The organism is Acinetobacter sp. PC34, assembly GCF_051789135.1.
Lineage (GTDB): Bacteria > Pseudomonadota > Gammaproteobacteria > Pseudomonadales > Moraxellaceae > Acinetobacter > Acinetobacter johnsonii.
The window spans coordinates 1013624-1032739 of sequence record NZ_CP196664.1 but is presented as its reverse complement, the minus strand read 5'-3'; the positions used below and the strand labels follow the sequence as shown (position 1 = coordinate 1032739).

Here is a 19116-nt window from a genome sequence, read left to right as displayed (position 1 = left end):
CATAAATTCTTAATATTGTTGTAATTTTCACCCTGTATGTTCAGCCTTAATTTATTTGTTCGGGGGAGTAAATTAAGGTATGAATCATTATCAAAAAACAGCATTAGGTTTAGATGCTTTACAACAACGTCATATCCCACTCAATGCGCGTCAAAGACGACTATTGGTTTTAATTGGTACAGAAGATTTTGAACAATTGGCTGATCAGTTCAAACAACGCATTGCAACGCCTGAAATCCTCGAACAATTAATTGAATTGGGTTTAATTCATTCCACACAAACATCTCGCGTCTCTAGCTCAATACAACCGTCATCGGAGGCTCAATCATCGACGTCTGTACTCGAAAATAGTCAGAATAACGTCAATCCAATAGATTTAGACAGCAAAGCGCAGACTCCTGCACCACCCGCTCCTACACAAAGCCCAGCCCCACCACTTAAAGCTTATAGCTTTGAAGAAACACGCGATTTGATGATGAGCTTATTACAATGTTATTGTGGCTTAATGGCAAAACAACTCATTCTTCAAATTCAATCGGCGACAGACTTACACAGTCTCAAACGCTGCCAAATGCAATGGATTACGACGTTACAGGAAAGTCGAATAGAACCCACAGTACTCAACCAACACTTACAACAGATCAATCATTCACTGTTGCGTTTGCAGGCAGCTTAAATAAATTCAACGAATAATTGAGTCTTAGTTAAGATTTAAAGACTACAAGTTTTATATTTTCTTCAAGCAATAAATCTTAACGTCTTTCATCGACTGTTTAAGACTTTGGCACAATGGTTACTCGAACCATTCATCAAATAGCTTGATAAATAGGAACTATGTGTGAAGTGATATCCTAATTTCACTTTATGATCTTCAATATAATCGCTCAAAAAATTTATCCCTTATCTTCTGCGATGGGATAACTTAACTTGATATAGATCGCCCATAAAAAAGCCCATGTAAACATGGGCTTTTTTCAATAGGGTTAATCAACAACTCGGTATATATTTTCCGTTTGCCGACTTTCAAATAACAGTTCAATACTAGGCAGAATCACTTCACCATCAACAACGATATGTTCAATTCGTTTAAACAAATCCAAACGTTCTGCTTCGGAGTTTTCAGGTACTTGTCTTAACTGGGCCTTCACATTATACGTTTGGCTGTATTGGTCCTTTACCTTTACATCTACAAGCTGAGTCATGGTCATTTTCCTTTTCTTTTTTTAGCTCTGTTTAATCTTATAGCACAAGTTTTTTCCAACACTGCCCTTAGAGTTGTTAGAATTTATCGCAATGTTAATTTATATAAATATTTTCAAAATCATAACTATAAATCATAAACTTAAATCAAATATGCTTAACAACCGAGATACATAGTCATATTTTTTCACATAAAAAAAGCTCGCATTGCTGCGAGCTTTTCTATGTTGGAAGGCTAGTGCTGATTTATTGTTTGAACATTTCGTATCAAACTCAACGAGCTGTCATTGATCCGTCCAACTACATCGTAGCGTCTTAGTTATCGACCTACTGTAAGTACAATATAAAAGCATTTTTTACTCTCGACAAGAGCCTATGACATTTCGAAACAACTGTACAAATAAAAGCCAGTTGATATTTTTTAAAAATAAGAGACCCTACTGAAAGGTAAAATCGAGATAACATCTCAGCGTCAAATCAAGTAAAATCGCGCATTCAACCTATGAGTTCTTTTCCATCTTAGTTCAATCCATTTTGAGTGATTTATATCGGTATTGTCCAATACAAAACTAAACTCATTTATCAAAACTGATTTGTTTAATTACAGTTTTGAACTTTAGCATTGGTTACATCTTTCGGCTTGCAAACAGCAGATCGGCAAACTGGCCTACTCTATTGTTTATTATAAGAAAAAATACGGGATCGATATCCACTGCACCACAAAAATGGGCTATGGCTTGTTCATCTGTTATGAGAGACCTTTGATAGTCAACGTAACTACTGTTCTTGGAAACAATGCAACCTATCGCAGTTTAAACGATTGGTGCCAATGGCGGTCATCAGGCCGCTGTAATTGGCAACAATGTATATATTGGCCCAAATGTCTGTATTATCGATCATGTTAAAATTGGCGATAATGCCACCATCGGTGCAGGTAGTGTGGTCACCAAAGATATTCCTGATAATGCAACAGCTGTAGGTAATTATGCAAAAGTCATTCACTATAATAATGCTGGAAATTCAGTAAATAAACGCTGGCTGAATTGCAACTAAAACAACATCAGCATAATTGAATCAATTTAGCACTCTATAAATAAAACACAGGCTGACAATTTTTATACTCCGTAAATTTTAAGACATAATATGTTGCTGTTGTATTTAAAAAGCTCATGACTACGAGAAATTAGCTTAGGGTAAATCTTCGTTTTTGTTCTATGAATAAGATAGAGGTATATCATGACCACGATTAATATTTCAGACATTAAAGAACATTCTAGTGTAATTGCCGTATGTGGAACGAAGATTGGAGATGTTGACCACATAGAAGGTAAAGAGATCAAACTCACCAAACATGGCGATGGGAAACACCATATTATCCCAAGTGCATGGGTAAGAGAAATTCGAGAGGATCAGGTCATGTTAAGCAAAGATGCCCAAGAAATTAAAGATAATTGGATTGAAGCATAGGTTCAAAAATTACAAATCTACCAGCCTTTGGGCTGGTAGTTCATATGATATACACACTGAGTAGATACAAAGAACATAATGCCTATCTAAGTTCGATGAATATTCACTTATAGCAAAGGTATAAAATTCACTCAATTACAACATTCTTAGTCTTTAAAAGGATTTGAAACTTTATCTTTAAGGCTTAACCAAACCAAAAAGGTCATAATAAATATAAGTAATCCAATCACAATAAAGAATGTTTCGCCCACAGCAAAACCTGTAATGAGTGCCCCTAAGCCGATTAATGATAATAAAATGATCAATCCGATGCCTAAGACATTCATGTTTGTTCTCCAATGACCGAAATAATAAAGAGCTCATTATTGCGTTTAGGCATGTCAATTTAATGTTGTTTTCATTAAACTTTAATAGTGCTTTTGATTGATTATGCGCTATTGTGTACTATTCATATTATCTTAATGAAAACTAATGTAATTTTTATATAAAAATTACATATATATTAATATGAAGTTTCTCTATACTTAGAAAAATACCAGCAAGCAAATTCGAGCAATTTTCACCCAGATTGATTTCAGTCATGAGAATTGAGCTTCTACAGGCGTCACAACAAAACTTTAAAAAATCTGTTCTTGTCTTGGGGGCATGAGTGATCAAGAAATCTGTTTTTCATAGTTTAGATTTACAAAAACTTATTTTGATTTTAATTATTGGTTGTGTCTCAAGCTTGTTTCTAATTTCAATTTTTGTTCTGAACTATGTCATCAAAGAGCAGTTAACCGAAAACTCTTTAGCTGCCAATCAACGCTATGCCTCAAAAATTGCATTTAGTACCGACAAATATTTTGAAAGTATGTTGAGTGAGCTCCGCTATAGTGCTCAAATTGTTGGTCAAGATTTTTCTAATCAACAGGTTTTAAAAGCTGAAGTTACACGTCTTAAAGGTCAATCACAAAAATTTAACTCAATCACGATTATCGATAAAAATGCTTTTATTTTGGAATACTCACCCGAGACCTTACATGTTAATCAAAAGAAGCAATATAAAACTCCAGGTATTACCGAAGCATTAAAACTCAAGAAAACCTATATTTCCTCTCCATACAAAGGCTTGTCAAACAATTTAATTGTGCTGATTGCTCAGCCTATTTTTAATCGTAAAAATGAGTTCCTCGGTATCGTCACGGGCTCGATTTATTTGAATAAAGAAAACTTGGTGAGTGAGCTGTTAGCTACCACTTATTCTTATAAGAAAAGTTATACTTATGTTGTTGATAATAAAAATAAGATCATCTTCCATCCAGATAAAGCTCGCATTGGAGATTCATTAAAAAATAACACAGGGATGCAATATATTACCTCCCACCCCACTGGAAAGATTGCACTGGTCAATAGTAAAGGGATCGAAAACCTTGCCGGGTTTGCGTCAATTCCAAGTGTGAATTGGGTTGTTGTGTCACAACAACCGACGTTAGAGTTATTAAGCCAAGCCAACTCGATCATCATTAAAGTAACACTGGCTATGCTCGGCTTCTATTTACTCTTGTTCATTTTTGTGTGGAAACTTTCTTACTGGATTTCGTCACCACTCAATAAGCTTGCACAAATGGCCAGCATGTTGACGCGCCCAAATATTGATCAAGACATTAAAAACATCGATCCTTGGTATTTTGAGGCTTTACGCTTTCGCACCGCTCTCTTGCTTAGCTCCAAACATTTTAAAGATGAAATTGCAGAGCTTAAACAACACGTGAATACCGATCCGCTGACGGGACTTTATAACCGCCGCGGTATGAAACTATTCTTAAATGAATTAGAAGCAACCAATACGCCTTTTTCGGTACTGACATTGGACATCGATCACTTTAAAGCAGTGAATGATAACTATGGGCATGATCAAGGTGATAACGTATTGAAAAAGTTAGCGTCTCATATGAAAAGCAACTTTCGTCAACATGATGTGTGCTGCCGTGTCGGTGGAGAAGAATTTATTGTCTTTGTGGTGCACGAAGATCCGAAAATTGCCTATATAGCGGCTGAACGACTTCGTAAAACAGTAGCACAAAGCTACATTGACCCAATTGGAACGATCACGGTTTCAATTGGTATCGCCTCTTGGCCTCAAGACTCAGAAAATATTCAAGAGGTGATTAAATTGGCAGATCAAAAACTCTATCAAGCCAAGAATGATGGTCGAAATTGTATCCGCTCGACATCATTGGACTGATATAACTTTCATTAAATATAAAATTAGGCCAAATCATGCAGTGCTTTTCAGATCCATCTGTTCAAAAATGAAAAGGCCTAAAATAGGCCTTTTCATGCAAGATGATTCAACTTATATTTTTAAGTTCTATCATCTACTTCGCTCGGTTTTTCTAGTTCTGCATCATTTAACAACTGCCCCGTATGTTGCGGCTTAATCAAGGGTGCAGTCGGACGTGGGTTACGCTGCGTATATTGTATACCTATGCCCGCTTTGACATCATCAGCTGCAACTTCGGTTTCAAAACGTTGATTATCTAAAGCTCGGATATCCTCACTCACCTGCTGAATTTCATCCTGACTTGCGCCCAGTTGCTGCAAGGCCATTTGACCTAAAGCCAATGCAGACTCAAAGGTTTCTCGAACCATCAGACTGACATTTTTCTTAGACAAATACAGCGCGTGTTCACGGTCATAGGAACGAACAATCAGCTTAGCCAAAGGAAATTCAGCATTCACCAACTCTACAATTTTATTAATCGTTTCTTTGTGGTCGACACAGACTAAAATTGCTTCTGCGGTATCTGCCCCTGACGCATGTAAAATATCTAAACGACATCCATCGCCATAGTAGACATCAAAACCAAACTTTTCCGCATTTTGGATCATGTTGACATCATTATCAATAATGGTCACATCCACACTACGCGCCAATAACAGCTGACTCGCCACTTGACCAAAGCGACCAAAACCAATCATCAATACTTTACCCGTTAAGCCATCGGCAACCCTGACCTGATCGAGTGAACTTTCATTCTGCTCAAGGGTAAAGCGTTTAAACAACACCCCAATGATTGGCGTCAACACCATAGACAATACGACAATCGCGGTTAAATTCGACTTGATGGTATTGTCAATAATTTGAGCTGTCGTCGCAGCACTAAACAATACAAAGGCAAACTCGCCCCCTTGTGCCATCAGTAAGGCACGATCTAAAGCCTCGGGATGATTACTCTTGGTCAAACGCGCGACCACATAAATCATCAGTGCTTTGGTCAACATCAATGCAATTACACCACTGACAATCAGCGGCCAATTTTGCCTGACCACTGCCAAGTCCAAAGACATTCCGACACCTAAGAAGAATAAGCCCAGTAATAGGCTTCGAAAGGGTTCAATATCCGCTTCAATTTGGTGACGGAAAGTCGACTCGGACAGTAACACTCCCGCTAAAAATGCGCCCAGTGCCATGGATAAACCACTGAGTTGCATCAGTAATGCCGCACCCAGTACTACCAATAACGCTGCAGCAGTCATCACTTCACGCGCTTTGGCAGCAGCTAGAATTTTAAATAATGGATTGAGTAACCAATGCCCTGCAACAATTAATCCAGCGATGGCCAACAGTCCGATGCCAATCCCTTGTAAATCGATAGATGAGCTTTCCGCCGCTTGATTAGGTGCCATAAATGCAACCAATGCTAATAAGGGAACGATCAATAAGTCTTCAAACAATAAGATCGCAACGATTTTTTGACCACGTCGTTGATGCAGCTCTCCGCGATCATTTAACAGTTGCATCACTATCGCAGTCGACGTCAGAACAAAGCCCGCAGCACCAATGAACGCTATTTTCCAGCTAAAGCCAAACAACATGCCCATACCCGTTAAGGCAATGACCGAAATAAGGATTTGCAAACTGCCCAATCCAAAAATCTCTTTCCGCAAACTCCATAAGTGCGAAGGCTGCATCTCCAATCCGATGATAAAGAGGTACATCACGATGCCGAGTTCAGCAATATGTAAGATAGCTGTGGGATTGTTAAAAAAGGCAAAACCAAACGGCCCAATAATCAATCCAGCAATTAAGTAGCCTAATATCGAACCTAGACCAATACGTTTAAAAATAGGGACGGCAATGACCGCTGCACTCAACAGTACAACAGGCCCAACCAGTCCTAGTGAATCTACTTCTGCACTCATTTTGTTCTCATCTTGGTTGTTGGCAATCCATGCCAATTTCACGCTATTTTAATTTTATTCACTAAAGTCTATGTCAGTACGGATAGGATGTCTCAGCGCTGATCTTTTCACTCTGCATGTCCGCAGACTTACCATCAACACTCAACATACTGCGAATTTAAGCATCGCTTGACCAGCCTATGTTTAAAACTATATACAGCATTGTTGCTATACAGCAAGATTTTATTCGAGGAATACAAAACACATCACTACATATGAACAGAAGATAATCAAGAGCAGATTTTTATAACAGATAGATACTTAAAAATTGTATTTAGTATGATTCCACCATCAAAGATAAATGACACCTTTGATGATAGGACTGACATTCGTAATTTTTACTCCATCCAGATAAAATTGGACGTCGTATGTTCAAGCATATTTTCTCGCCCCAGCCACACAAACAATGGCTGCCAAAGTGACGGCCAACATCATCCAACTCACGCTTTCATGTAGTAATAGAGCGGCAAGTGCAAGACCCATAAAGGGTTGAAATAATTGCAGTTGACCAACAGATGCAATGCCACCTTGTGCTAATCCTCGATACCAAAACACAAAACCTAGCAACATGCTAAAGACAGAAACATAAGCCAGTCCTATCCATGCGGCTGTACTGACATGCTGAAATGAAATAGGCATGCTCCATAATGCTATTGGCAACATCACTGGTAACGAGAGCACTAAAGCCCAACTAATGACTTGCCAACCGCCCAGTGTTCGCGAAAGTTTTGCCCCTTCTGCATAGCCCAGCCCACATAAAATAATTGCTGCCAGCATGTATAGGTCGCCTTTCCATGCAGTACTCGTTTCCCCAAGTGCAGCATAACCTGCTACAAAAATGGCTCCTAGCACTGAAAACAACCAAAAAAGTGGCTTGGGCCGTTCACCCCCGCGTAGAACTGCAAAAATCGCAGTACTAATAGGTAATAATCCTAAGAAAACGATGGAGTGTGCAGAACTTACATGCTGTAGGGCCAAAGCAGTTAAGAGTGGAAATCCGATGTCCACGCCCAATGCACTGACTGCAAGTGCAGATATGTTTGAAATGGTCGGGCGTGCTTGGCGAAGTAAAACCAGAAAAAACAATCCTAATAGCGCTGCAATTGTGGCCCGTGCACTGGTTAAAAAGATGGGGTTAAAATCGGCAACGGCGACCCGTGTTGCTGGTAAAGACCCCGCAAAAATAGCGACACCGATTAATCCGTTTACCCAGCCGCTGGTTGCCTGTTTCATGGCGTGATTCTCTTATCGTTAATCGCTCAATTTGAATATAGACCGCATGTTTGAATCGAGATACAATCCAATACAATAAATAAAAACTGTTATGTATAAAAAGCCCATACAGTTTAGGAGAAATGGAATGCGTAGCCAAACTCGAATTGATGCAGTTATGGATGAAATTAGACTCAAAATTAGCTCACGCACTTATCTCCCCAGTCATCGCCTTCCCTCTGTACGCCAACAAGCACGTACATTGCAGGTCTCTGTTTCAACCGTTGTCGAAGCCTATGAACGTTTAATGGCCGAAGGCATCATTCTGTCTAAACCCGGATCGGGCTTTTATGTGTCTGGCCCTGTCGCGCCACTGGCTTTAGCCCAAATAGGGCCTAAGCTCGATAGAGAGGTCGACCCTTTATGGGTCTCTCGACAAGCCTTAGATACAGATCACAGCACACTCAAACCAGGTTGCGGCTGGTTACCACCCGAATGGTTATATGAGACAGGTGTTCGACGTGCTCTGCGTAGCATGGCAAAAGCAGATAGCTTAGAACTGGTGGAGTATGCAACACCAGCAGGACATCCTGAACTGCGACAATTAATTTCTCGTCGTTTAATTCACATTGGCATTGAAGCTTCGCCTGAACACATCATGCTCACCGAGTCTGGCACGCAAGCAATTGATTTGATCTGTCGTTTTTTATTGGAAGCTGGGGATACTGTTATTGTCGATGACCCTTGTTATTTTAATTTTCATGCTCTCCTCAAAGCTCATCGCATTAATATTGTGAGTGTGCCGTATACTCCCCATGGCCCAGATTTGGAGATCTTTCAGTCTGTTTTAGCTGAACACTCACCACGGCTGTATATCACCAACTCAGGCATACACAACCCAACTGGTGCAGTGCTTTCCCCCGTCACGGCGCATCGCTTACTTAAATTGGTCGATCAAACCAATTTAGTCATTGTGGAAGATGATATTTTTGCCGACTTTGAACATACCCCTGCCCCACGACTGGCTGCTTTTGATGGACTCAATCGTGTCATTCAAGTTAGTAGTTTTTCAAAAACGATTTCAGCCTCTTTGCGCTGTGGCTATATCGTGGCCAAAAATGAATGGATTGAAAATCTAATCGATTTAAAGATCGCCACCTCTTTTGGTGGAGGCCGACTTGCCGCCGATATGGTGCTGATTGCCTTAAAAGACAGTGGATATCGTAAGCATATGGAAACGGTGCGCTTACGCCTAGCTCATGAAATGCAAAAAGTCATCACTCAGCTCGGGGCTTTAAATATTCACCCGTGGCTCGTCCCACAAGCGGGCATATTCCTGTGGTGTAAACTTCCCGACGGTTTCGATGCTGCGCTCATTGCGCGAGAGTGTTTAAAACACGGCGTTGTTTTAGCACCAGGAAATGCGTTTAGCCAATCCTTAAATGCACAGAATTTCTTACGCTTCAATGTCGCACAATCGGTAGATCCGCGTATTTTCGAAACGCTCAAAAATGTGTTAGCTCAACAGCAAAACTTAACATAATAAAAGCCTCTACTTAGAAATAGAGGCTTTTATTAAAATGGTTGAATGGCTTATGAACAATACTCGTTGCGTTGATGCTCAATTAAAGACAGCGCGGCATTCCATGCTTTCAGCATCACCATTTCAATCAATTCACTTTCAAACTGTTGAGCCGTATGTTGACGTACAGCTTCAGACGGAAGATGAAGCTCTGCTCCTCCCGCCATCGCCTTAATCTGCGCTTGGCATGCGCGTTCAAGGAAATAGATCTCGTGGAAAGCACGTTGAATCGAATCTCCTGTCGATAGCAAACCATGATTACGTAAAATCATGACTCGGTTTTGCCCCAAGTCTTTCACGAGACGCTCACGCTCTTCGGTCAATAACGCTACCCCTTCATACTCGTGATAACTGACTTTGTTATAAAACTTCAAAGCATGCTGAGACAAAGGCAATAAACCCTGTTTTTGTGCAGACACTGCAATGCCATCTGCGGTATGCGTATGAATCACACAGTGCACATCTTTACGTGCATCATGGATCGCGGAGTGAATCACAAAACCTGCGGTATTGACCAATTTGCCCTGATCATAATCCGCAATAATATTGCCTGCATAATCAATTTTAACCAAATGCGAAGCCGTCATTTTTTCAAAGGGAATGCCGTATTGATTAATCAGAAAATGACCATCTTCGTCGGGTACACGTAGACTAATATGTGTATCAATTAAATCGGTCATGCGGAAATGTGCAATTAGACGGTACAACCCCGCAAGCTGACAACGTGCATCCCATTCTTTTTCGGACACGACATCTTTTAGACTTTTCATCGCATGTAAACTGGTCATTTGTTATCCCTATTATCTCTATCCATTAAAGTTAACATTGAGCTTGAAGGAAAAAGCCCAACCCTGCTTAAGTCTTTCTCTCAACATAAACTGATTCTTCGTAAAATAGCGAAACCTGTCTTGAATGATTCTGCTATTTCCGTGTGCTATCAAGCAACTTAACACGCTATGACGTCGATGGTGTTTTAATGGAGTCATTCACGAAGATAGTTTTGCCTTTCAGCATCGAGGGTGCAAAATCAACCATGCTACGTAAAGTTCGGGTGAAATGTGCCTGATCGGCAAAACCTGCTTCCAAGGCAATATCAATCAAACTCCGACCTGCGGCCCAGAGTTTGATGGCATAGCGAATACGCAACCAAAGAATGTAGCGCCGCATTGAAATCCCCAGTTGCTGACTAAACAAGTGCATCAGCCTCGACTCAGACAGTCCCGTATATGCCGCGACTTGAGCTACTGTGGGAATCTGCTGAGGTACAAGTTGTTGAATATAATGACAAGCTTGTAAAACGCGGGCATCCCATGGCAATACCTGCAACGGATTTGGATTTAACGTCGACAGTAGCGTTAAAACCAATTGTTTGGCATCATCAGGACTGAGTTGCCCAGCGATCAACTTTTGAAACTGTGAATGAAACGTAGCAAGGCAAGCGGCAGGTAAAGAACAAATCTGTTCGCCATTCAGCAATGGATACAAGTGTCCATAAAGTGCATGATCAGGATCAATCATGAGCGCAAGATAAGGTTGATGTTCTGAATCGGTACTGTGCATCACATTGGGTGCCATCACCACAATATCGTGATAACGACGTACGTGGTCGTCTAAAGTGATTGCAAAAGGTATGCCCAAGCCAATTTGTAAAAGTGCTGGAAAATGGGCATGGGCATTATTCAACTGCTCATGAGTCACATACAAAATGACACCATCCCAAGTGTAAATTTTGCTTTGGAGCGCTAACCCTAAACTCGCATCCTTGCTTTGCGATAGCATATTCGTTCAAGACCATCTTTGGTTTACTGTTTAAAACTACGCCTAGTAAACACTAAAGTAGTAGGACATGTTACAGGATACCCAAACCCAAATTAAAAACAATATGCAAGATTTGGTGAATAACGCCCATCTCTCTGCTACACCGGTTGCAAGCCCTGCTGTGCAAATTAAAGGAAGTGATGGCCGTTATAAAACCTTAAAAGAATTCTATCCCTTCTATCTTTCTCAGCATGAAGATCCCACTTGCCGACGTTTACACTTTGTGGGAACCACCTGTGTGATCGGGATTACCGCGGCTGCGGCGATGACCAAAAATCCAAAACTACTCTGGGCTTTGCCTGTGGTGGGTTATGGGTTTGCGTGGGTCGGTCATTTCTTTTTTGAACATAACAAACCAGCCACATTTACATATCCTTTTTACAGTTTCGTTTGTGACTTTAAAATGTATAAAGACATTTTACTAAAGCGCGTAAACTGGTAAATAAAAATGCGACTGTCCTATCTATTTCTAGGGCAGTCGTTTAATCGAAATCTGACGATTATTGCTATTGTTAAGGTTACTCGCCCAAAATCCCTATAAGAGCGACACTCCTTAATTACATCCAACCACGCCATCTACTTAGGCTGCATCAACGTTCACTAAACGGCATCACCATCTGCTCTAATGAAAAGTAATCAACACTCGCCAATAGCTCAATCAAAGCATTCATTTCTCACAGGCTCAATTTATAAAATAAGTCCTTTATTTTGACCGATAATCCCCCCTTGAATGCTCAATTACAACCCTACTCTCCAATTCTTTTCAGTGATGCACAATATGCATATTTATTAGAACAGCTTATCGAGCAGCATCTTCCTGTGCGCTTTGATATGCAACTCGCATCAGACTATTTACAAATGAGTGAGCGTCATCTTCGACGCTCCTTATTGCTAGAAGGCATTAGTTTTCAGCAAATTCGACAAACCGTGTTAGAACGAAAAGCGAAACAGATGCTTGAAAATAATCTCTCCATTGGGGACATTAGCCAAGCTTTAGGTTTTAGAGAAGTACGTGAATTTCGTCGGGCATTTAAACGCTGGACAGGCCAAGCGCCGTCTGTTTATAAAAATGGTACCGAATGATCCTAAGCTGATACGGAGGCCCATTTTTTCTGTTTTTATTCGTTCCCTCTTTAAAAGTTGAAGTTGAAATGTGTTTAATTAAAGCAACCAAACTGTTTCGGTCAGCTGCTTAATTTCATCCATATCATGGCTGACATACAACATCGGGATATGGGTTTCATTTTGGACGGTTTGAAAAAAAGGAAGGATTTCCTGTTTATGTGCAGCGTCTAACGCAGACAAGGGTTCATCTAATAATAATAAATTTGGCGAATACAACAGTGCCCGACCCAATGCAACTCGCTGCTTTTCACCACCTGAAAGCTTCGTCGGCATACGACTGAGTAAATGATTAAGTTTAAGCAGTTCAATAATATAATCGGGATCAAAACGTCGGCTTTCAGGCGGAATTCGCTTATAGCCAAACAATAAATTTTGCATCACCGTCATATGTGGAAACAGTTGTGCATCCTGAAAAACCAAACCAACATGACGTTGCTGTACATTTAAATTAATCTTATTTTCAGCATCGAACCATGTCTGATGATTGATTTTAATCCAGCCCTTGACTGGAGTATTAAGTCCTGCAATGGCATGCAAAATACTGGTTTTTCCTGAACCTGAAGCCCCAAATAAACCAACGACAGGATGTTCAGATGAAAATGTCTGATCGAGTTTAAATTTGCCTAAATTTAACTGAATATGACAGTCGATCATCGTCTTAATGTCCTCGTTTGTTTTTCTGATAGCGATGGAACCACTGGGCAAACCATAACGCCAAAAATGCCACAGTTAATGACAGAATAATCAATCGCCAGACCGCCTGTTCTGTGTCAGGTTGCTGCATCAAGCTATACATGGCCAAGGGCAAAGTTCTGGTCTCCCCTGCAATATTACCGACAAAGGTAATGGTTGCGCCAAACTCGCCCAGACTGCGACAAAAACATAAAATCGCCCCCACCAATATGCCACTGCTGGCTAAAGGCAAAGTGACATAAAAAAAAGTGCCCAAGGAGGAAGCACCAAGCGTTTTCGCCGCCATTTCTAGCCGTTGATCCACCAACTCTATGGCCAAACGAATCGATTGAACCAAGAGTGGAAAGCCCATCACGGCTGAGGCCAAAACTGCGCCTTTCCAGTTAAATGCAAAATTGAGTCCAAAGGGCTCAAGATACTTACCCAGTATTCCGTTTCCTCCAAAAACCTGTAACAGCAAATATCCCGGCACCACAGGCGGCAGCACCAGCGGTAGAAAAATAAAGGTTTCAAATAAGGATTTGCCAAAAAACTCTTTACGTGCCAAAACCCAACCCACTACCAACGCAGGGATCAGGCTAAATGCCAAACAGGTTGCAGCCACTTGGCAGGATAACTTGAGTACCTCTATCTCTTCAGCCGATAAAGAAAACATCATCACTTAGCAGCAGATAAAACGGTAAAGCCATATTTTTTAAAGACTGCATGTGCTTGTTTACTTTGTACAAACTGATAAAACGCTAGCGCATCGGGATTATTTTTGACAAGAGCTAAGGGATAAACAATCGGGGTATGGGTATTAATAGGGAAAACACCAACGACGGTGACATCTTTACTGATAGCAGCGTCGGTTGCATAGACAATGCCAAGCTGACATTCACCACGTGCTACAAAGTTGAGCGCAGCTCTGACATCTTCAGTTTCAACCAATCTTGGTTCAAGTTTTGACCACCATCCCAATGCGGTCAGTGCCTGTTTACCATATTTTCCGACTGGGACACTTTTGGTGTCACCTGTACAAAGCTTGCCCTGAAAGGCAGTAGAAGGATCAAAACTTTTATCCATTTTTATTTTGACGGGCTTAGCTTTTGGCGAAATCAATACAAGACGATTGCCCAATAAATTCACACGTTTATTCGGCACAATTAACTTTTTATTTTGCAGATAATTCATCCACTGTTCATCTGCCGAAATAAAAACATCCGCAGGTGCACCCGCTTCAATTTGCTTGGCCAAAGTCGACGACCCTGCATAAGAGGTTTTCACGTGTACTCTTTTTTGTTGTTCAAATATTGCATCGACATCTGCTATAGCATTGGTCAAGCTGGCTGCTGCATAAACGGTAATAGCTTGCTCTGCATGTACCTGTACCCCAAGAGTCAAACCACAACATAACATCGCATATTGCATATACTTATTCTTAAAATTAAGCAGCACCATGTTCCCCTTAAGCGTTATAAATTGACCGATATGTTTTTAAAAATATATGGATACATAAGCAACGTCAATTCTAGAAACAGATTATTTATCGTTCAAGTTAAAGGATTTGTATCTTAATCACGTGACTGATACTACTCTTGCTATTTAGTCAGTAGAAATAAGAGCTTTTATCAAATAGAGGAAGCCTATTCGTGTATGTCATAAATGAATACGAGAGGAATCTAGCTGACCTGACTAGATTATGGTTTAAGGTGTTGAGCTATTTCTGCAAAATCCTGTTCAATCGCAAGGCGTGCTTTTATTTCCATTTGTCTAAATTGACTTAAAATACTGTCGCCCAAGTCCGTGAGTTTTGCCCCACCCCCATGCGTTCCACCTTTTTGAGTTTCGACTAATCCTGACTGAAAGCTATGATTCATGGTTTCAACCAACTGCCATGCACGGCGGTAACTCATATTCATACTTTTTGCAGCTTGAGAAATTGAGCCTGTACGTCGAATTTCTTCCAATAATTCTGCCTTACCCGGCCCAAATGCAATGTCTTGATTGAGAAGTATTCTGAGCTGTAATTTTAATTTGACGTCCTGCATACATTCACTCAAATAAAGACCTGTCATCAAAGCAGATGACCTAAAGAAAAACCTTTTACTTTTTATACAGCAAAATTTTGAATATCAAGTATATAAAACAAAACCATCGCCGCGACAAAAACTCGCTAAGGTCAAACCTGACTGCTTTGCCATATTAATCGCCATACTGGTTGGAGCTGAAATACACGCCAGCAAGGCAATATTCAGTTGAGCACACTTACGAATCAACTCATAACTAGCTCGGCTGGTCATCACCACAAAACCTTGATTTACATCATAATGATGTTCTGCACTATAACCCAATAGTTTATCTAAAGCATTGTGTCGGCCTACATCCTCAAACAAAGCCACTATTTCCCCCGCTTCAACCCATGCAGCCGCATGTGCACCGCCCGTCATTTGGGTGATTTTCTGTCGGGTATTGAGTTGAGCAATGGCTTGGGGAATTTGAACTAGCCATCCCTCACAAAGGGCTGTGGTAATTTGAGGTAAATCCAAATGAAGTTGCTGCAAGCTTTCAATCCCACAGAGACCACAACCCGTGCGTCCAACCATCATCCGTCGATGTTGTTTGAGCGCCATAAAGGCGCGGGTAGAAATCGTCATTTCGACTTGGATCCCAAATTCCGTTTCGTATATGTCTAAAGAGTAAAGCTCTTTCAAACTCGTCAAAATACCTTCAGACAAGCTAAAACCTTTCGCAAAGACTTCAATATCAGCTGGCGTTGCCATCATTACTGCATGCGAAATCCCATTATAAACCAAGGCAATAGGGTATTCTTGCACCACAAAATCAGATTGTTCAACAGCTCTATTTTCACTTAAACGCTGAATATTAACAGTTTCATAGCCGAGAGAATTCAACATCAACGCCCGAATATCCATAATAATTTTCCAATATTCCCTAAACACCAAACCCTTCAATCATGAAAAAAATGACACCTGCAAATCAGGCGTCATTTCAGCATTGAATCAACTAACCTCTCGATTCACGATCTGATTGGCATCTTCAGGATCAACCGCTTGTGCCAAGTTGAAATGTTCAGGCGCTTGGCCTGCATGCAAAATCACAGGCACGCTTTTCGAAGCTGGTATTTTGGCGTATTTATCATGGCTACTAAGTGCAACCAATGGATTGGTCTCCGGATAATAGGCTGCAAGGCTACCCCGTGGAATGTTATACGGTACGATACGGAAGCTTTGAACCACACGTTTAACACCATCCGAATAAATACTTTCGATATCCACCCATTGATCTGCAACAAAACCAGCCGCAGCGATATCTTCTGCATTCATAAACAAAACACGGCGCTGACCAAATACCCCACGATAACGGTCATCGAGTCCATACAAGGTTGTGTTGTATTGGTCATGAGAGCGTGTGGTCATTAGGGTATAGACTTTTGACCCAGTATATTGTTCAGCGTATTTATTCTCTTTATCGGCATACACTTCAGCCAACGGCGTAATTAAGAACTGTGCCTTGCCTACAGGCGTATTCCACACATGCTGATTGGCAGGATGCTCTAAGTGAAAACCACCCGGCTGATAGACACGTGTATTAAAATCATGGAATTCATCAAACACGTCTTCAATCGAATCTCGAATACGGTCATAACTTTCTACATACCATTTCCACTTGATATCACTGTCTGGCAAGACGGCTGCTGCCATACGCGCCACAATGTCAGGCTCTGAAAGTAAATTCTTAGAAGCAGGCTCATTACGCCCTGCTGAAAGATGCACATTACTCATGGAATCTTCAACACTGACTGCCTGTGGCCCATGCTGTTGCATATCAATTTCGGTACGCCCCAAACAGGGTAAAAGTAATGCCTCTTTACCACAAACCAAATGGCTACGATTCAACTTCGTTGCAATCTGTACCGTCAAATCACAACGACGTAAGCCTTCTTGTGTATACGGTGTATCTGGAGTGGCAACAGCAAAATTACCACCTAAACCAATAAAGACTTTTACACCACCTTCATACATCGCCTTAATGGTATCCACCACGCCAAAACCATGTTCACGTGGCGACTTAATACCAAATACTCGGTCCAGACTATCCAGCAATTTTGGGCTTGGTCGTTCATTGATCCCCATGGTTCGATCGCCCTGCACATTACTGTGCCCGCGAATCGGTGCTAAGCCTGCCCCTGGACGACCAATATGCCCTCTTGCCAACATTAAGTTCGCGAGCATATGTACATTTGCAGTCCCGTTTCGATGCTGTGTAATCCCCATGCCCCAACAGAAAATGGCCGTTTTGGCATCTAAATACATTTTAGCTAAAGATTCTAAATGCTCAGGGCTAAGTCCCGTATGTGCATGAATATCGGACCATGCAGTACGATCTATTTCTTCCATCATGGCATCGAAACCGACTGTATTTATTTCGATAAAAGATCGGTTAAACACGCTCTTTTTTCCTGCTGCCAGTGCTTGAATATCCCACTCACGTAAATGTTTCAGCATCCCGAACATGAGTGCATAGTCACCGCCCACGTTGGGTTGGAAATAATAACGACTAATAGGTGTACTGCCATTGGTCATCATCTCAACAGGTGCTTGAGGATCTTGGAAACGTTCTAAACCACGTTCTTTTAAGGGGTTAATGGCTACGATATTGCCACCACGGCGCGACACTTCACGTAAAGTCCCCAACATCCGCGGATGGTTGGTGCCCGGATTATGCCCAAAACTGAAAATCGCATCGGCGATATCAAAATCGTCTAAAGTCACCGTTCCCTTACCCAAACCAATTGAGTCACGTAGGCCAACACTGGTGGTCTCATGGCACATATTGGAACAGTCTGGAAAATTATTGGTACCAAAAGCGCGGACAAAAAGTTGATACAGAAATGCTGCTTCATTACTGGCACGACCCGAAGTATAAAATGCCGCTTGATCTGGATGATCCAAGGCATGTAAATGTTTTGCGATTAAGGCAAAAGCATCATCCCATGAGATAGGCACATATTTATCTGTCACGCTGTCATAGCGCATTGGGTCGGTTAGACGACCTGAATCTTCAAGCAAGAAATCACTTTGTTCAGACAGCCAACTGACCGTATGGGTCGCAAAAAATTCAGGTGTAACACGTTTTGAAGTGGCTTCAAAGGCAACGGCTTTCGCACCGTTTTCACAAAAGTTAAAGGCATGTGCATCTTTTTTTTCAGGCCATGCACATCCTGGACAGTCGAAACCTGTGGGTTGGTTAATATTGAGAAGCGTAATCGCACCTTTTTTGAAAACTTCCTGTCTCTTTAAATTTCTTGCAACACTTAACAACGCGCCCCATCCACCCGCAGGGTTGGTATAAGGCTCTATTCTCGCATAGCTGGTTTCTTCATCGTCATGCTTTTTATCTTCAGTGTTTTCCATCTCACCGCCCTCAATATTTATCTTCGGTAAAAAGTTCTGCAATGATCAATTCACTGTTCACTTTGCTCATAGCATTCGTAAGCTATTTGGATTTCTCATCTCTTTTTTGTTGTCTATTTCTTATTCATCATGCCCGCGTTTCTTGGCACCATTCCAAAACACTTCTGATCAAAAATATCGCCCTTTTGGCATGTAATTTCAATAGATGAATTATTACAAAGAGCAAAGACTTAATGGATCGCGTTCGAGGAACACCAACTCAATTTTTGAAAATGAATGAACGAACTAAGCGACTTCAAGACTCCGTTTGATCTTTGAAATAAAACATTTCATACTCTCGTTTATAAAAACTAAATCGTATGTAAATACGAGGTG

17 protein-coding genes and 2 pseudogenes are annotated in these 19116 nt (G+C 41.0%); 7 read left to right on the top strand and 12 right to left on the bottom strand.

Translation table 11 applies throughout. The features are described from left to right. Positions 1-79 precede the first annotated feature (79 nt). Positions 80-676 (top strand): hypothetical protein, encoded by a 597-nt coding sequence (locus tag ACSC9N_RS05065; protein WP_010327184.1) that lies wholly within the window; start codon positions 80-82, stop codon positions 674-676. Positions 677-983: 307 nt separating this feature from the next. On the opposite strand, the gene ACSC9N_RS05060 is transcribed toward ACSC9N_RS05065, so the two are convergent. Continuing rightward, complete coding sequence (locus ACSC9N_RS05060; protein WP_004696033.1) at positions 984-1202, bottom strand: hypothetical protein; 219 nt, start codon at positions 1200-1202, stop codon at positions 984-986. 514 nt (positions 1203-1716) lie between these two features. On the opposite strand from ACSC9N_RS05060, the pseudogene ACSC9N_RS05055 reads away from it, so the two are divergent. Together ACSC9N_RS05055 and ACSC9N_RS05050 are read left to right on the top strand one after the other, a co-directional pair. After that, positions 1717-2253, top strand: a pseudogene (locus tag ACSC9N_RS05055) (serine acetyltransferase). 183 nt (positions 2254-2436) lie between these two features. After that, positions 2437-2667 (top strand): DUF2171 domain-containing protein, encoded by a 231-nt coding sequence (locus ACSC9N_RS05050; protein WP_010327186.1) that lies wholly within the window; start codon positions 2437-2439, stop codon positions 2665-2667. 146 nt (positions 2668-2813) lie between these two features. Here the strand turns inward: ACSC9N_RS05050 and ACSC9N_RS05045 are convergent, their stop codons facing one another. Next, positions 2814-2993, bottom strand: coding sequence for a hypothetical protein (locus ACSC9N_RS05045; RefSeq protein ID WP_029575077.1), 180 nt, complete (start codon positions 2991-2993; stop codon positions 2814-2816). A 323-nt stretch (positions 2994-3316) separates the two neighbouring features. Between ACSC9N_RS05045 and ACSC9N_RS05040 the strand changes: the two genes are divergently transcribed. Next, positions 3317-4894: a sensor domain-containing diguanylate cyclase gene (locus tag ACSC9N_RS05040; RefSeq protein WP_010327189.1), complete on the top strand. Its 1578-nt coding sequence runs from the start codon at positions 3317-3319 to the stop codon at positions 4892-4894. Between the two features lie 119 nt (positions 4895-5013). Here ACSC9N_RS05040 and ACSC9N_RS05035 read toward each other — a convergent pair whose 3' ends face one another. Both ACSC9N_RS05035 and ACSC9N_RS05030 read right to left on the bottom strand, forming a co-directional pair. Beyond that, positions 5014-6855: a monovalent cation:proton antiporter-2 (CPA2) family protein gene (locus tag ACSC9N_RS05035; RefSeq protein ID WP_010327190.1), complete on the bottom strand. Its 1842-nt coding sequence runs from the start codon at positions 6853-6855 to the stop codon at positions 5014-5016. Between the two features lie 411 nt (positions 6856-7266). Next, the gene (locus ACSC9N_RS05030; protein WP_010327191.1) at positions 7267-8127 is read right to left on the bottom strand and encodes a DMT family transporter; all 861 of its coding nucleotides are present in this window, start codon (positions 8125-8127) and stop codon (positions 7267-7269) included. A gap of 127 nt (positions 8128-8254) precedes the next feature. Here ACSC9N_RS05030 and ACSC9N_RS05025 point away from each other — a divergent pair, with 127 nt between their 5' ends. Next, positions 8255-9649, top strand: a complete 1395-nt coding sequence (locus ACSC9N_RS05025) for a PLP-dependent aminotransferase family protein (RefSeq protein ID WP_010327192.1) — start codon at positions 8255-8257, stop codon at positions 9647-9649. A gap of 50 nt (positions 9650-9699) precedes the next feature. Here the strand turns inward: ACSC9N_RS05025 and ACSC9N_RS05020 are convergent, their stop codons facing one another. Next, complete coding sequence (locus tag ACSC9N_RS05020; protein ID WP_010327193.1) at positions 9700-10476, bottom strand: class II aldolase/adducin family protein; 777 nt, start codon at positions 10474-10476, stop codon at positions 9700-9702. A gap of 166 nt (positions 10477-10642) precedes the next feature. Further along, entirely contained in the window at positions 10643-11467 is an 825-nt protein-coding gene (locus ACSC9N_RS05015) for a helix-turn-helix transcriptional regulator (RefSeq protein ID WP_010327194.1), read from the bottom strand. A gap of 67 nt (positions 11468-11534) precedes the next feature. Between ACSC9N_RS05015 and ACSC9N_RS05010 the strand changes: the two genes are divergently transcribed. Both ACSC9N_RS05010 and ACSC9N_RS05005 read left to right on the top strand, forming a co-directional pair. Continuing rightward, positions 11535-11948 (top strand): DUF962 domain-containing protein, encoded by a 414-nt coding sequence (locus tag ACSC9N_RS05010; protein ID WP_010327195.1) that lies wholly within the window; start codon positions 11535-11537, stop codon positions 11946-11948. A 335-nt stretch (positions 11949-12283) separates the two neighbouring features. Further along, positions 12284-12589, top strand: a pseudogene (locus ACSC9N_RS05005) (helix-turn-helix transcriptional regulator); the annotation flags it as partial. 78 nt (positions 12590-12667) lie between these two features. Here the strand turns inward: ACSC9N_RS05005 and ACSC9N_RS05000 are convergent. The 6 genes from ACSC9N_RS05000 to ACSC9N_RS04975 form a co-directional block, all read right to left on the bottom strand. After that, positions 12668-13285, bottom strand: a complete 618-nt coding sequence (locus tag ACSC9N_RS05000; protein WP_010327197.1) for an ATP-binding cassette domain-containing protein — start codon at positions 13283-13285, stop codon at positions 12668-12670. Positions 13286-13289: 4 nt separating this feature from the next. Next, positions 13290-13982, bottom strand: coding sequence for a molybdate ABC transporter permease subunit (gene modB / locus ACSC9N_RS04995; RefSeq protein WP_010327198.1), 693 nt, complete (start codon positions 13980-13982; stop codon positions 13290-13292). Then, entirely contained in the window at positions 13982-14734 is a 753-nt protein-coding gene (gene modA / locus ACSC9N_RS04990) for a molybdate ABC transporter substrate-binding protein (RefSeq protein ID WP_010327199.1), read from the bottom strand. The genes modB and modA overlap by 1 nt, the downstream gene beginning before the upstream one ends. A gap of 269 nt (positions 14735-15003) precedes the next feature. Next, positions 15004-15354, bottom strand: coding sequence for a winged helix-turn-helix domain-containing protein (locus tag ACSC9N_RS04985; RefSeq protein WP_010327200.1), 351 nt, complete (start codon positions 15352-15354; stop codon positions 15004-15006). Between the two features lie 84 nt (positions 15355-15438). Further along, positions 15439-16239, bottom strand: a complete 801-nt coding sequence (gene fdhD / locus ACSC9N_RS04980) for a formate dehydrogenase accessory sulfurtransferase FdhD (RefSeq protein WP_010327201.1) — start codon at positions 16237-16239, stop codon at positions 15439-15441. Positions 16240-16326: 87 nt separating this feature from the next. Beyond that, entirely contained in the window at positions 16327-18741 is a 2415-nt protein-coding gene (locus ACSC9N_RS04975) for an FdhF/YdeP family oxidoreductase (protein WP_395475100.1), read from the bottom strand. Positions 18742-19116 lie beyond the last annotated feature (375 nt).